The sequence below is a fragment of the Chloroflexia bacterium SDU3-3 genome, assembly GCA_009268125.1.
Classification (GTDB): Bacteria; Chloroflexota; Chloroflexia; order Chloroflexales; family Roseiflexaceae; genus SDU3-3.
Genome location: WBOU01000005.1, coordinates 247,370 through 261,562, shown reverse-complemented (window position 1 = coordinate 261,562; position 14,193 = coordinate 247,370). Strand labels below are relative to the sequence as shown.

11 protein-coding genes are annotated in these 14,193 nt (G+C 65.2%); 5 read left to right on the top strand and 6 right to left on the bottom strand.

Annotated elements, in window-relative coordinates; all coding sequences use genetic code 11:
* Nucleotides 1-29: 29 nt before the first annotated feature.
* From F8S13_10360 to F8S13_10345, 4 genes are all read right to left on the bottom strand, one after another.
* Nucleotides 30-860 (bottom strand): ABC transporter ATP-binding protein, encoded by an 831-nt coding sequence (locus F8S13_10360; protein KAB8143410.1) that lies wholly within the window; start codon nt 858-860, stop codon nt 30-32.
* Nucleotides 861-919: 59 nt separating this feature from the next.
* A complete protein-coding gene (locus F8S13_10355) occupies nt 920-2,398 on the bottom strand; it encodes a branched-chain amino acid ABC transporter permease (GenBank protein KAB8143409.1) in 1,479 nt (492 codons plus the stop codon).
* 3 nt (nt 2,399-2,401) lie between these two features.
* A complete protein-coding gene (locus F8S13_10350; GenBank protein ID KAB8143408.1) occupies nt 2,402-3,523 on the bottom strand; it encodes a branched-chain amino acid ABC transporter permease in 1,122 nt (373 codons plus the stop codon).
* A 163-nt stretch (nt 3,524-3,686) separates the two neighbouring features.
* Nucleotides 3,687-5,042 carry a branched-chain amino acid ABC transporter substrate-binding protein gene (locus tag F8S13_10345; protein ID KAB8143407.1) on the bottom strand — a complete coding sequence of 452 codons (1,356 nt, stop codon included), beginning with the start codon at nt 5,040-5,042 and terminating at the stop codon, nt 3,687-3,689.
* A 451-nt stretch (nt 5,043-5,493) separates the two neighbouring features.
* Between F8S13_10345 and F8S13_10340 the strand changes: the two genes are divergently transcribed.
* The gene (locus F8S13_10340; GenBank protein ID KAB8143406.1) at nt 5,494-6,021 is read left to right on the top strand and encodes a hypothetical protein; all 528 of its coding nucleotides are present in this window, start codon (nt 5,494-5,496) and stop codon (nt 6,019-6,021) included.
* A 102-nt stretch (nt 6,022-6,123) separates the two neighbouring features.
* Nucleotides 6,124-8,454 (top strand): PHP domain-containing protein, encoded by a 2,331-nt coding sequence (locus F8S13_10335; protein ID KAB8143405.1) that lies wholly within the window; start codon nt 6,124-6,126, stop codon nt 8,452-8,454.
* A gap of 54 nt (nt 8,455-8,508) precedes the next feature.
* Here F8S13_10335 and F8S13_10330 read toward each other — a convergent pair whose 3' ends face one another.
* Both F8S13_10330 and F8S13_10325 read right to left on the bottom strand, forming a co-directional pair.
* Nucleotides 8,509-9,996, bottom strand: coding sequence for a glycosyltransferase (locus F8S13_10330; protein KAB8143404.1), 1,488 nt, complete (start codon nt 9,994-9,996; stop codon nt 8,509-8,511).
* Nucleotides 9,996-11,309, bottom strand: coding sequence for a glycoside hydrolase family 1 protein (locus tag F8S13_10325; protein KAB8143403.1), 1,314 nt, complete (start codon nt 11,307-11,309; stop codon nt 9,996-9,998). Before F8S13_10325 ends, F8S13_10330 begins: the two co-directional genes overlap by 1 nt.
* Before the next feature lie 607 nt (nt 11,310-11,916).
* Between F8S13_10325 and F8S13_10320 the strand changes: the two genes are divergently transcribed.
* From F8S13_10320 to F8S13_10310, 3 genes are all read left to right on the top strand, one after another.
* Nucleotides 11,917-13,182, top strand: a complete 1,266-nt coding sequence (locus F8S13_10320; protein ID KAB8143402.1) for a Glu/Leu/Phe/Val dehydrogenase — start codon at nt 11,917-11,919, stop codon at nt 13,180-13,182.
* A gap of 151 nt (nt 13,183-13,333) precedes the next feature.
* Nucleotides 13,334-13,723 carry a response regulator gene (locus tag F8S13_10315; GenBank protein KAB8143401.1) on the top strand — a complete coding sequence of 130 codons (390 nt, stop codon included), beginning with the start codon at nt 13,334-13,336 and terminating at the stop codon, nt 13,721-13,723.
* Nucleotide 13,724: 1 nt separating this feature from the next.
* Nucleotides 13,725-14,162, top strand: a complete 438-nt coding sequence (locus F8S13_10310) for an Rrf2 family transcriptional regulator (GenBank protein ID KAB8143400.1) — start codon at nt 13,725-13,727, stop codon at nt 14,160-14,162.
* Nucleotides 14,163-14,193 lie beyond the last annotated feature (31 nt).

Sequence of the window (14,193 nt, the reverse complement as noted above, 5' to 3'; positions counted from 1 at the left end):
GCGCTGGCCAGCGCCCCGCCAGCAAATTGCTACGCCGTGGTGGAAGTGGCGGCGGATGCCCTGCCGCTCTTGCCGTGGGCGGCGGCCCCGCGCCCAAGGTAGGCCTCGATCACCTGCTCGTTGTTGCGCACGGCCTCGGGCAGGCCCTCGGCGATCTTCGCGCCGTGGTCGAGCACCGTCACCTTCTCGGAGATGCCCATCACCACCTTCATATCGTGCTCGATCAGCAGCACGGTGACGCCGCGATCGTCGCGGATGCGGCGGATGAGCGCGGTCAGCTCGTCGGTCTCGTTGGGGTTCATGCCAGCGGTCGGCTCATCCAGCAGCAGCAGCTTGGGGTTGGTGGCCAGGGCGCGGGCGATCTCCAGGCGGCGCTGGTCGCCGTAGGGCAGATTCTTGCTCAGCTCGTCGGCGCGGCGGCGGCCCAGGCCCACGTAGTCCAGCAGGTCGAGTGCCACCTTTTTGGCCTCGGCCTCCTCTTTGCGCACGCTGGGGAACTGCAGCAGGATGCCCGCCAGCCCGGCCTTGAGGCGGCTGTGGCGGCCCACCAGCACATTTTCCAGCGCGGTCATCTGGCTGAACAGCCGGATGTTCTGGAAGGTGCGCCCGATACCCAGGGCGGTGACGAGGTGCGGCTTGGTGCCGTTGATCACCTGGCCGTCGAAGATGATCTGGCCCGAGGTGGGCACGTACAGCCCGGTGATCATGTTGAAGAACGTGGTCTTGCCCGCGCCGTTCGGCCCGATCAGGCTGCTGATCGAGCGCTGCTCGATGGTGAAGTTCACGCTGTTGACAGCGGTGAGGCCGCCGAACTGCTTGGTGACGTCGCGTGCATCTAGAAGGAGAGAGTTTTCGCTCACGATCCGCTCCGTGGGTGGCGCGTAGCGCGCTGGGGCGCTACGCGCGGCCAGTGCAATACTTAGGCGGCTTCGGTGTCGTACAGGGATGTCTGTTTCTGCGGCAGGTCGGGGCTGTCGTCGTGCAGCTCGCGGCGGCGGCGCTCGCTGGGGATGAGGCCCTCGGGCCGCACCAACATCATAATAACCAGCGTGAGGCCGAACAGCATCATGCGGAAATTGCTGGCAAAGTCGATCTCCTTCAGCACATCGTTGCCCGAGTTCTGCAGCAGGTGCTGCACCAGCTCGGAGAACTTGGGCAGGAACAGGCGGTCGGCGAACTGGATGATCAGGCCGCCGAGGATCACGCCGTTGATATTGCCCATGCCGCCGAGGATGACCATGCACAGCAGCATCACCGACACGTCGAAGCGGAAGGCGTCGGGGAAGATCGCGCTGATGAACGCGCCGTAGAACGCCCCGGCGAAGCCCGAGAAGGTTGCGCCCATGGCGAAGGCCAGCAGCTTGGTGTGCACCAGGTCGATGCCCATGGCCGAGGCCGCCAGCTCATCCTCGCGCATGGCCGCCCACGAGCGGCCCAGGCGCGAGTTGCGCAGCCGCAGGATGAAGAAGATCGAGATACCGAGGATGGCCAGGATCAGGAAGTACCACGGGATCGGCTCGGCGGCCTGGAAGTTGTAGCCGAAGAACGAGGGGCGGTTGATCGGGTTGATGCCCTTGGGGCCGCCGGTCAGGTCGATGTCGGGGATGATCTGCTGGCCCAGGATGCTGAGCGAGAAGTGGTCGAGGTTGTTGACCGAGATCGGCACGATCTCGCCGAAGCCCAGCGTCACGATCGCCAGGTAGTCGCCGCGCAGCGGCAGCGTGGGCGAGCCAAGGATGATGCCGAAGATCGCCGCCACCGCCGCCGCGATCCAGATCACGATCCAGAACGGCAGGTTCACGCCGAAGTGCGGCGAGGAGAGCATGCCGGTGGTGTAGGCCCCGATCGCGAAGAAGGCGGCGTAGCCTAGGTCGAGCAGGCCAGCGTAGCCCACCACGATGTTCAGGCCCAGCGCCATCAGCACGAAGATCAGCACCGGGATGATGGCGTTGAGGAACTGCAGCTTGAGCGCCTGGTCGATGAAGGGGAAGGCGATCGCCAGCGCCACAATGCCGATGTAGAGGCCGTTGCGATCCCATGGGTGGGGCATGCCGCGCACCCAGCCGAAGGCCGCGCCGCACGCGCCTGCCAGCAGCAGCGTGCCCGCCAGCAGCATGGGCAGGGTGGCCGCGCTTGCGCCCACTACAGCGGTAGAGACATCGATCCAGGTGCGCAGGGCCACGCCGATGGCGGCCAGCACGCCCGCCACCAGCCCGGCCAGCACGCCCAGCTGCATGCCCTCGCGCGGGGTTTTGGGGGCAGGCTCGGATGTGCCCAGGATGCCCGCGATCGTGCCTGCGATGATCCCCGCGAGATAGCCAACGTTGCCTCCGCTGACCAGCGCGATCAGCAGGCCGAAGATGCCGCCGGTGACTGCGGCGCGAGTTCGTAGGTTCATGCGCTATGCCTTCTGTTGGACATCGTCGCCGAGCAGGCCGGTGGGTCGGAAGACGAGGATGAGGACGAGCAGACCGAAGACCACCGCGTTGGTCCATTTTGCGCTGATATACTGGTCAGAGAGCGCCGAGATCAGGCCGATCAGCAGGCCGCCCAACATCGCGCCCATGATGTTGCCGATGCCGCCCAGCACCGCCGCCGTGAACGAGCGCAGGCCAGCGGTGAAGCCGTTGGTGTAGACCACGGTGCCGTTGTACATGCCCACCAGGAAGCCCGCCGCGCCGGCCAGCGCGCCGCCCAGCAGGAAGGCCAGCGAGATCGTGCGGTTCACGTCGATGCCCATCAGCGCCGCCGCGTCGCGATCCTGGGCGGTGGCGCGCATGGCCTTGCCGATCTTGGTGCGCTGCACGAACAGGTAGAGCGCGATCAGCAGCACCACCGACACAATGATCACCACCAGGTCGCGCACCGACAGGCGCAGCGTGAAGCCCTTGCCGAACACATCCTGCAGCGGGGCCAGCACGTTGGTGTTGGGCAGCAGGCCCGGGAAGCTCTTGGGTGCCACGGCGTTGGTGCCCATCACGCCGTTGAAGGCGGGCAGCCGCAGGTAGCCCCACAGCAGGCCGACATTCTGCAGCACAAACGACACGCCCAGCGCGCTGATCAGCGGCGCGAGCTTGGGGGCGTTGCGCAGCCTGCGGTAGGCGAAGCGCTCGATGAAGGCGTTCAGCATGGCCGTGGCGAACATGGTGAGGAACAGGATGAGCAGGATCAGCGGGATGCGCACGCCCATCGGCGTGTCCTCGTTCAGGTGGAAGAGGCCCACCAGCGACAGCGAGAAGAACGCCCCCAGCATGTAGACATCGCCGTGCGCGAAGTTGATCAGCTCGACGATACCATACACCAGGGTGTAGCCCAGGGCGATCAGGGCGATGTACGCGCCATTTGTCAGGCCGATGATCAGCTGGCGCAGCAGCAGCTGCGGGTTGGCGATCATCTGCAGCAGAATATTATAGGTGGGAACAGCAAGAAACAGGATAAAGAAAAGAAGAAGCGCGATCTTCCCGATCGTGGCCCAGGGAAGCGCGCGTTTTTGGTAGTTTGATTCTATCGCCTTTGTCGCCATATCCTAACCTCGTGCAATGTACGGATCGAGTTTTTCGGGGGCGTGTGGAAATGGGCTGCGGTGGGAAGCGCGGGGACAAAGGGCGCATCGGGTGCGGGGCCAGGCCGGTGGCACGCTTCACCAAAGGGGGCGGGGGGCACGAATGCCCCCCGCCAAACGATCCTTACTCAACCGCCTGGACAAATTCGAACTTGCCGCCCTTGACCTGCGACACGCTCATCGAGGTGAGCGAGGTGTCGCCGTTGGCGTCGAAGCTCCAGGTGCCGAGCACGCCCGCGAAATCCTTGGTGGCGAACACCGCATCGTTGATGGCGGCGCGATCCTTGGTGCAGGTCTTCTCGATCGCGGCCAGGGCCACGTTGGCCGACTCGTAGCCGTAGACCGCGTAGGCCTCGGGCTCGGCGTTGAACTTGGCCTTGTAGGCCTGGTACCACTCGCCGGCCTTGCCGGTGAGCGACGACGGCGGCAGGCCGCCGAAGGTGGCGTAGGTGCCGTCGGCAGCCGAGCCAGCGGCCTCGACGAAGGCCGACTCGTTGATGCCGTCGGGGCCCATCATTTTGCCCTCGAAGCCCTCGTTGCGGATGTCCTTCCACAGCTGGCCGGCGTTGTTCTGGGTGATGCCGCCGTAGTACACCAGGTCGGGCGCGGCATCCAGGATCTTGGCGGCCAGCGCGCGGTAGTCGGCGGCCTTGCCGTCGATGCTCTCGTGGGCCACCACCTCGATGCCGATCTCCTTGGCGGTGGCGTCGAACACATCGGCGATGCCCTTGCCGTACAGCTCGGTGTCATCCAGGATGTAGACCTTGGCCACGCCCAGGCTCTTGGCGAAGTTGGCGGCCGCCTTGCCCTGCAGGTCGTCGGCGGGCACCACGCGGGTGTAGTTGCGCTTGCCGCTGGGGTAGTAGACATCCGGCTCGTTCGGCTCGCCCTTGCCGGGCTTGGTCAGGCCGGGGTAGGTGTTGGCCGGGCTGATCATCACCAGGCTGGCGGCGTTGAGGATCGGGATCGAGATCTTGGCCGCGCCGGAGTTGAAGGTGCCGATGTAGACCATCACATCGGGGTCGGCGACCGCCGCGTTGGCGTTGGAGGCCTCCTGCGCCGCATCCCACTTGCCAGTGGCAGCGATAGCATCATCCATGTCCTGGTACTGCAGGGTGAACTTACCGCCGCAGGCCTGGTTGTTGGCCTCCTCAAGGCGCTGCTTGATCGCGTTGGCGATCGTGTCGGTCTGGCCTTTCGAGGAGCCGGTGCGCGGCAGCGAGGATGCGATCTTGATCACGCCGCCATCGCCCGAGCCGGTGGCCGGTGCCGTGGTGGCGGCGGCCTCGGTGGCAGCGGGCGCCATGGTGGCGGCGGCCTCGGTGGCAGCAGGCGCCATGGTGGCGGCAGCCTCGGTGGCAGCGGCAGTGGTGGCGGCAGGTGCCGTGGCGGCAGGTGCCGTGGCCGTGCTGCCACCGCAGGCGGCCAGCGAGCCAGCAAACAGGACGGAGAGCATCGCGATGCTTGCGTAACGTTTCATGGAAATCTGTCGCTCCTTTACAAAGCGGCCACAAGGGAATCTGGGATGACCGGGGCCTTGGCGGGACAGGTGGTGGCTAACCATGCGGCGGCTCCCCGGCGACCCTCAACGCTGAAGTGGTGCGAACGCCGCGCTCGACTGGAAAGCCTGTTTCCCCCTCTCTCTACCCTGATCGACCGTTAGGGGCGTATGCCTCGGCGGGGGTGCGTCAGGGATGCTTTGGACACGCAGGCGAACGCTGCGCGCAGTTTGGTTCTGGAGCTTGGCCCAGGTAGCACGAGGGGACAAGGGTGACACCATAGCGCATAGGGAACGGGAAAACGACAACCGTCGCGGGGCCGTCTTCGCACGCGGCATGGCGCTGTCGCTCGTTGCTACATCTGGGGGATGTGTGTATGCCCGAAGTGTACTTGAAGCCCTTTTCTTTGTCAAGCCAAGCAACCGACTTACGATGCATTCATTCTCCATCTCAAGATGTATTATTTCTTTTCGTGAAGTATTGACTACAAATTCTTGTTATTTTCTACCGTTATTTGTATATTTCTTCAAAAAGAAGATTAATATGGTATGTTCTCTTTGCAGACCCGAATATTTTTCAGGGCGATTATCGCTAGGTTTTTGTAAGATATATCTAAATGGCTTTGGTCATCGGCCCCGAGCAATTTTGTGGCACGTAGTATGCCTTACTATCGGGCAGCGCTATCGTCGGCCCTGGCCGCCGCTCGGCCCCGCCGCGTGGCTGGCCATGGCGCGCTCGTGCGCACTGGGAAGCGCCGCGCCGCGCCGCAGAAAACAAGCGCAGCCAGAAGCCCATACCATTGCCATCCGGCTTGCTTTCGAGTATGATATGCGCGAAAAGTCACAGGTTCTACGTCTTTATCATTTATGGGTTTATTGCCGCATGAATCTGCGGCAGGGCGATAGAAAAGCACAAGAGGAAAGCGAGGTGTGCCGCCGTCGTGCGGCGCTCACGAGATAGAAAGAGAAAGGAACGCGGTGCGCGTGGACTGTTGTGCCATTGCTGCGCGCCCAGCGCTCACAGAAATCTGCGATCTTGAATGTTTTGGAGTAACCACAAAATATGACAACCAACGGGGAATCACCGCGGAATGGAAAGCGGTGGATGCGTGTCGACCTACACATCCACACCCCCGCCTCAGAAGACTATGCCGAGCCGACGATCAGCTATTTGGAAATTTTACAGGAAGCGGAGCGGCGGCAGCTTGAGATCATCGCCTTCACCGACCACAACACGGTCCACGGCTACGAGCAGATGCTGCGCGAGATTGATCTGCTTGAGGCGCTAGAGCGCGGCCAGCGCATGACCGAGGAGGAGAGCGAGCGCATCCACGAGTACCGGCGACTGCGGAAAAAGCTGACCGTGCTTCCTGGCTTTGAGTTTACCTCGCACTATGGCTCGCATATTTTAGCTATTTTTGCGCCCGACCGCCCGATCAGCCTGGTCGAGGCTACGCTGCTGCAGCTGGGTATCCCCGCCGAGGATCTGAAGAAGGGCCTGACATCGGTGGCCAACACCCGCCACGTCACCGAGGCCTACGAGATCATTGCCCGCGCCGGTGGCCTGGTGATCGCCCCGCACGCCAACGGCCCCAACGGCGTGATCACCGAGACCCTGCGCATGGGCACCAGCGGCCAGGCCCGCGTGGCCGCCACCCAGCACCCGGCCCTGGCCGCGCTGGAGTTCATCAACTTCTACACCGACCACGAGAAGTTTACCTCGCCCGGCTTCTACAACGGCAAGACCGAGCACTACGAGCGCCGCATGTTCTGCATCCAAGGCTCGGATGCGCACCGCCTGCGCCGCGTCAGCGAGGGCAACGGCGAGGGCTGGCACTACCACGGCATCGGCGACCGCTACAACGAGATGCTGCTGCCCGACAACACCTTCCAGGCCCTGCGCACCCTGCTCTCGTCGCACGACTTCGACCGCGTGCGTGTGCCCAAGCGCGACCAGAAGCAGTGGGAGATCGACACCCTGCGCTTTGGCCCGCCCACCGACCGCCAGGCCCTGCGCCTGGAGGAGCAGAGCGACACGCTGTGGTGCGACATCGCGGCGCTGGCCAATATCGGCGGCGGCACCCTGATCGTGGGCTGCGGCCAGGATGGTGCGACGGTGGGCGTGAGCAAGCCCGACCAGGTGAGCGACATGCTGCGCCGCACGGTGCTTGAGCAGATCAACCCCCAGCCCTACCTGACGCTGGAGCTGCTGAACTATGAGGGCAAGGATCTCATCCGCGTGGAGGTGAAGGCCCCCGACCACCCGCCCTACATCGGCGGCAACGGCGTGGTCTACACCCGCCGCGATGGCCAGACCCTGCCCGCCGACCGCAGTGAGATCATCCAGCTGTGCCGACGCGCGATCGCCAACGGTGCCTCCACCGAGCTGGACAACGGCCAGGAGCTGGATCTGCCGCGCTCGGGGGTGGAGGTGGTGTCGGCGCAGAAGCGCAGCGGCCAGTGGTACTACGAGGTGCGCGACCTACGCACCACGGCGGGCGTCACCCGTGACCGCGCCCAGGGCCTGTGGTCGTATGCGATCAGCCGCTACGAGGATCTGCGCGACGGCAAGATCGATGTGCAGAGCCAGGTGAAGTGGCGCGGGCGGCTGGGCCTCTGGCGGGCCTACCGTCAGGGCAACCGCATCAAGTACGATCTGGTGCACCGCGACGCCAACGGCGTGATCGACCACATCTTCTTCGGCGTGTCCGACTGGGGCCTGGGCGAGGGCTGGCAGAGCCTGCTGGGCGACAAGACCGAGGAGCCAGTGGAGCAGGAGCCGCGCGCCTTCAGCGATGACGACCCCAAACAGCCCGAGCTGGAAAGCCCCGAGCTGCTCCCCGAGAGCGCCAACGGCAACTGGGGCGAGCGCCGCTACCGCTGGCGCGGGCGCGGCGGGATCTGGCGCGTGAACCACGACGACGAGGAGTCGCCGATATTCGACCTAGCCATGAAGGATAAGGATGGCCAGGACATCCGCGAGTTCCCCGAGGTGGTGCGCGAGAAGCTGACCGATGCCTGGCTCAGCCTCATCCGCGTGCCGCGCCCGCGCACCGGCATCGAGGTGGTGCGCGTGGTGGAGGAGGAGGGCGAGAAGCGTTTCGTGTTCTGCAACCTGCGCACCGGCGAGGTCTCGAATGTGCCGTGGCGTTTGCAGGATATCGAGGATGGCACGGTGCGCCAGTACGCCGCGCGTATGGCCCTGAAGGATGTGCCGCTGGATGAGGATCAGGTGCGCTGGTGGGGCAATATCGGCTACCTGCGGCCCATGCGCAGCCAGGTCGATCTGGTCTACCGCGACGAGAATGGTATCGACCACATCTACTACGCCGCCCGCCGCGACGAGCTGACCGGCGAGTGGCGCGCGCTGCTTGAGGAGTACGGCGAGGTCTAGCCGACCGCGCAGGCAGCATGGCGGGGCCGTTATGGCCCCGCCTTTTTTTGCGCCCTACGAGCCCTCGGGCAGGCTGATCCGCACCCGCCGCAGCGTGATCGGGCCGCGGAAGCGCACCCGCTTGCTGATCCGGTCGACCAGCTCGCTGCCCATCCCCAGCGCGCGGATGCGGTCGAGGTCATCCTGGGTGACGGTAGTGGTGGCCACCTCCTCGCCGCTGCGGAACAGCCGCCTGCGCAGGCTGCGAAACTGCGCGGGGTCGAGCGTGCCCAAGAACACGCCGGTGCCATCCTCGTAGAAGGCCAGCGTCTCGTTCTCATCTGGCCCGAACAGGGCGCGCTCGACCTTGGCCAGCGGCTCGGCGGCCAGCGGCTCGGCCAGCAGCCGCTTGCGCTGGCTGCGCCAGTCGAACTTCACCGGCGCGTTCTCGTCGGCCAGGGCGGTGGCGGCGATCACATCGGCGGCATCGGGCCTGCCGATGCGCCGCGCGTTGGCCCGCAGCTGGGCTAGCCGCTCGGGGCTGTCCAGCAGCTGGTCGATCTTGTAGTCGATGATCTCCAGGTCGTTGCAGCGCAGCGCGGCCCCCTCCTCCAGCAGGTAGTCGGCGTTGCGCTCCTCCTGGCCTGGGATTGGCTCGACGATGATCATGGGCGTGCCCGCCGCGATGCACTCCGAGGCGGTCAGGCCGCCGGGCTTGCCGATGAACAGCGTGGCGGCGCGGATGAGGTCGGGCATGTCGCTGGTGAAGCCCAGCGCGCGGAACTTGCGGGCCTGGGGCAGCACCAGGGTCTCCACGTCGCGGCGCAGCTGGGCGTTCGAGCCGCACACCACCACGGTCTGGGCCTCGTGGCGCAGCTTCATCAGCTCGGTCACGATCTCCAGCGCCGGGCCGCCGCCCACCGCCCCCGCCGAGATTAGCAGCGTGGGCAGCGCGGGGTCCAGCTCGTAGCGCCTGGCCACGGCCTCGGCGTCCACCGGCTCGCCGAAGCTGCTGTCCACCGGAATGCCCGAGACCGTGATGTGCTCTGGCTCAACGTCGAAGTCGACCAGCCGCGCCTTGGCCTCCTCGCGGGCCACAAAGTAGCGGTTGAAGGTCTTGGAGAGCCACATGCCCTGGAAGTCGAAGTCGGTGATCACCACCGACAGCGAGGTGTCGAGCTGGCCCTGGGCCATCATCTGAGCCACGATCCCGGCGGGCGTGTAGTGGGTGCACACGCAGATATGCGGCTGGAAATCTTTGAGAAACTTCACCACCGGCTGCGTGTTCAGGATGTCCCACATGCGGCGCAGCGGCTCCTCGTTCTTGAACGGCTCGTCGTTGTACTGGTAGGCCACGCCCACCAGCCAGGGCACGCGCTTCACCGCCTCTAGGTAGACCTCGGATGAGATCCGGCTATAGGCGTCGTTGGTCATGTCCAGGATGTCTTGGTTGGCCACCTGCACATGCGGGTACTTGCGAAACGCCTTCTCCAGCGCCCGCGCCGCAGTCTTGTGCCCTGCGCCGACCGCCGCCGAGAGGATGAGCACGCGTGTCTCTTCCACTATCGCTTCCTTTCCTCGTGCTGGTGCGGCTGTGCGGGCAGGGCGTTGGCCCTGGCGATGATCCCGTAGAGCGCGCCCGATGGCCGCAGCGTGCGCTCGCCGGTGCGCTCATCCAGCCCGTACAGCCCAAAACGCAGCTCCCAGCCCTCCGACCACTCGAAGTTGTCGATGAGCGACCAGATGAACACGCCGCGCACATCGGCCCCCTCGCGCAGCGCGCGGTGCACGGCGGCTAGGTGGCTGAGGATGAACTGCGGACGCTGGTCGTCGTCATGGTCGGGCAGGCCAGTCTCGGTGATGTAGATCGGCAGGCCGATGCCGCTCAGCCGCTTGAGCGCGCGGTACAGGCCATCCGGGTAGATCTCGCCATACGAGCGCCCCTGCGAGTTCAGGTCGCTCTGCGGGGCGTGGTCGGGGGTGTAGCTGCGGCTAAAGAACTCGCGCGGGCGGCGCATGTCGAAGGCCACCCACGAGCGCGAGTAGTAGTTGAGGCCGATGAAGTCGCTCTCGGCTAGGCCGGGCAGCACCAGCCTGCCGTGGCCAAATGGCGGGATGATCCGCCCGGTCTGGATGGCGGTCAGCACCGCGCCGTTGGTGATCACATCTAGGAACTTGGCGATGGCCAGATCGCCCAGGTTGGGGGTAGAGGGGTCCACGATGTGCAGGTTATGCACCAGACCGGCGCGGTGCTGCGGCCCGGCGGCGTGGATGACCTGCACGGCCAGCCCGTGGCCGCGTAGCATGGCCACCAGCACCCGCCGCGCCTGGCCCACGCTGTAGCGGCCCGGCGGCCAGTGGCCGTGCAGGTATCCCATGGATGCGTAGATCGTCGGCTCGTTGATGGTGCACCATAGCTCGCACAGGTCGCCTAGGCGGGCCAGGGCGTGCTCGGCAAACCGCGCGAAGCGGTAGGGCGTCTCGGGGTGCAGCCACGCGCCCTTCTGCTCGATCCAGCGCGGGTTGGTGAAGTGGTGCAGCGTCACCATCGGCGTCATGCCGCGCGCGCGGATGGCCTGGAGGATCTGGCGGTAGCGCTGGATGGCCCCCTCGTCGAAGCGGCCCTCCTCTGGCTCGATCCGGCTCCACTCAAGCGAGATGCGCAGCGCGTTCTGGGCCAGCCCCACGGCGCGGTCGAGATCTGGCTCGATCTCCTCCCACCAGCCGCAGGCCGCGCCCGAGCGGTCGCCGTGCCAGATGCTGCCCGGCTGCTGCTCCCAGTCCCACCATTGGTTGTTTGTGTTCCCCCCCTCGTGCTGGTGCGAGGAGCTGGCGGTGCCCCACAGGAAGCCAGGGGGAAAGCGAAGCGGCGTCATACGAACCTCGTTAGAAACAGCCACGGCCCTGTCTGGCGGTGGGTGCTGCTATTATAGCGAATGCGGGGCAGCCTGCGCGAGGGCCTTTGCGGTTTCGCGCGGCAGAACGCCTTACCACCAAGACGCCAAAACTCCAAGGAACAAAAGGGGCGAATCGTCGTGATCTCCGCATTGCTCACTTGATCGCGCTATCTTGGTTTTGGAGAATGCATCCAGTCTAGGATTAACGCGTCAGCATATACGATCAAAAATACCCAAAACGTATACGATACGAGCGTTAAAGTGATGATATATTCCTATGCTCATCAAAACAGCCATAGCTTTGCCGCATGGGCTAGGGTGCAGGGTTGGCTGTGTATGAATCCAATCACCCGTTGCCCTTCGCGCCTTCGTGGTATTGGTCTCTTGTGTTCCTTGGAGCCTTGGTGGTAAAACCGTCTTTTTTTCCTTCGTGCCCTCGCGTCTTCGTGGTATTCTTGTGTTCCTTTGGCGTCCGACCCTTGCGAAATGGCTTTTTTCGTGGTACGTTGAGACACCGCTCACAAAGTATGTGGGCGGGAAGCTAGACAAGTGTCATGAACCATCTCATCGTGTGGAGGCGAAGACAATGACGTCCGAGCTGAAGAATCCTTTCCTGATCGCGCAGCAGCAGTTCGACCGCGCTGCCGAGCTGCTCGATCTCCCCCAGGGCATCCGCGACATCCTCCGTGTCCCCAACCGCGAGCTGACGGTCACCTTCCCGGTGAAGCTCGACAGCGGCGCGACCCGCGTGTTCACCGGCTACCGCGTGCAGCACAACCTGGCGCGCGGCCCGGCCAAGGGCGGCATCCGCTACCACCCGTCGGTCGACCTGGATGAGGTGCGCGCCCTGGCCATGTGGATGACATGGAAGTGCGCCCTGGTGAACATCCCCTACGGCGGCGCGAAGGGCGGCGTGGTCGTCGACCCGGCGGGCCTCTCCATCCACGAGCTTGAGCGGCTGACCCGCCGCTTCGCCTCCGAGATCAGCGTGCTGATCGGAGCCGATAAAGACATCCCCGCGCCGGATGTGAACACCAACGCCCAGGTTATGGCCTGGATCATGGACACGATCTCCATGCACGCGGGCCACACCGTGCCCTCGGTGATCACCGGCAAGCCGATCGGCATCGGCGGCTCGCTAGGGCGCAGCGACGCCACCGGGCGCGGCGTCAGCCTGATGCTGCGCGAGCTGGCCGCCGAGCAGGGGCTGGAGCCGAGCCGCCTGCGGGTGGTGGTGCAGGGCTTTGGCAACGTGGGCGGCACGGCGGCGCGGCTCATCCAGTCGCTGGGCTGCAAGGTGGTGGCGGTGAGCGACGCCAGCGGTGGCTACTACTGCGCGGGTGGGCTGGATCTGGCGGCGATGCAGGCCCATGTGGCGGCCCACCCGCGCCGCCTGCTGGAGGGCTACGCCGCACCTGGGGTCGAGCGTGTCTCGAACGCCGAGCTGCTGGAGCTGCCCTGCGACGTGCTGGTGCCCGCCGCGCTAGAGAACCAGCTCACCGAGCAGAACGCCAGCCGCATCCGCGCCCGCGCCATCGTCGAGGGTGCCAACGGCCCCACCACCCCCGGTGCCGACGCCATCTTTGCCGAGCGCGGCATCACCGTGGTGCCCGACATCCTGGCCAACGCCGGCGGCGTGGTGGTCAGCTACTTCGAGTGGGTCCAGGGCCTCCAGTCGTTCTTCTGGGATGAGCAGGATGTGAACGCCAAGCTGGAGCGGATCATGGTGGGGGCCTACCAGCAGGTCAGCACGCTCGCCCGCGAGCGGCGCATCCCGCTGCGCATGGCCGCCTACCTGCTGGCGGTGCGCCGCGTGGCCGATGCCACGATCACGCGCGGCATCTACCCCTAGCAGCGCCGAGAGCGCCCCCAGGCCCGCCGAGCACATGCTCGGCGGGCCTTTTTCTACGGGGCGCGTACTACCCGGTTAAAAATCGCTACACATTCTTGACAATAAATGATAGAATACTCGCATTCGCAGCACTGCACCGAAGGACAAGGGTATGGATATCTTGCTTGTGGATGATAACCTCCTCATGCAGCAGGTCCTTGAGCGTTTTCTTGGATCGCTGGGGTATCGGGTGATGCTCGCTGCACGAGCCGATGAGGCTGTCGATCAAGCGCGCCACGCTGTTGTGTCGCTGATCCTGATGGATCTGCACCTGCCCGACCAAGACGGCCCCGAGGCGCTCCGGCTGCTCCGCGAGCTGCCAGGGTACGCCCACATCCCTGCCATCGCCATGAGCGGGCTGGATGGCCCCGAGGCCCGATCGCTCATCACCTCGGACTTCTGTGCATATGTGGCGAAGCCGATCGATCTTGACGCGCTAGAGCAGACCGTGCGCGAATATATGCTGGCGGCGAAAGCACGCGGCAGTAGTGTAGCAAACTAACATGCGGATTTCGAGCAAAAGCGAGTATGGCCTCCGGGCGCTGTTTGACCTGGCGCAGCGCTTTGGCGAGGGGCCGATCCAGAGCCGCGACATCCACGAGCGGCAGGGGATTGACGAGAACTACCTGAACCAGATCCTGATCCTTCTTCGTAAGGCTGGCCTGATCGAGAGCCTGCGCGGCCCGCAGGGCGGCCACCGCCTCTCGCGCGAGCCAGCCCGCATCAGCGTGCTGGATGCGCTGGTGGCGCTGGAGGGCCCGCTGCTGCCGCCCGACAGCAGCGGCGAGATCGCCACCGCCGACGCTGCAGATCGCATGATCATCCGCGGGGTGTGGACTGATCTGCGCGCCACCGTGCAGGATCACCTGTCCACGATCACCCTGGAGGATCTGTGCCAGCGCAAGCGCGCCCACGAGGGCGAGGTAATGTACTACATCTAGCGCACAGCGCAGCCAAAACGCGAATCGGGCT

Bases quoted from the DNA above. Each gene is read 5' to 3' on its own strand.
- F8S13_10335 (KAB8143405.1), top strand. From the start codon at position 6,124: ATGACAACCAACGGGGAATCACCGCGGAATGGAAAGCGGTGGATGCGT.
- F8S13_10325 (KAB8143403.1), bottom strand. From the start codon at position 11,309: ATGACGCCGCTTCGCTTTCCCCCTGGCTTCCTGTGGGGCACCGCCAGC.
- F8S13_10315 (KAB8143401.1), top strand. From the start codon at position 13,334: ATGGATATCTTGCTTGTGGATGATAACCTCCTCATGCAGCAGGTCCTT.
- F8S13_10320 (KAB8143402.1), top strand. From the start codon at position 11,917: ATGACGTCCGAGCTGAAGAATCCTTTCCTGATCGCGCAGCAGCAGTTC.
- F8S13_10310 (KAB8143400.1), top strand. From the start codon at position 13,725: ATGCGGATTTCGAGCAAAAGCGAGTATGGCCTCCGGGCGCTGTTTGAC.
- F8S13_10350 (KAB8143408.1), bottom strand. From the start codon at position 3,523: ATGGCGACAAAGGCGATAGAATCAAACTACCAAAAACGCGCGCTTCCC.
- F8S13_10355 (KAB8143409.1), bottom strand. From the start codon at position 2,398: ATGAACCTACGAACTCGCGCCGCAGTCACCGGCGGCATCTTCGGCCTG.
- F8S13_10340 (KAB8143406.1), top strand. From the start codon at position 5,494: ATGCATTCATTCTCCATCTCAAGATGTATTATTTCTTTTCGTGAAGTA.
- F8S13_10345 (KAB8143407.1), bottom strand. From the start codon at position 5,042: ATGAAACGTTACGCAAGCATCGCGATGCTCTCCGTCCTGTTTGCTGGC.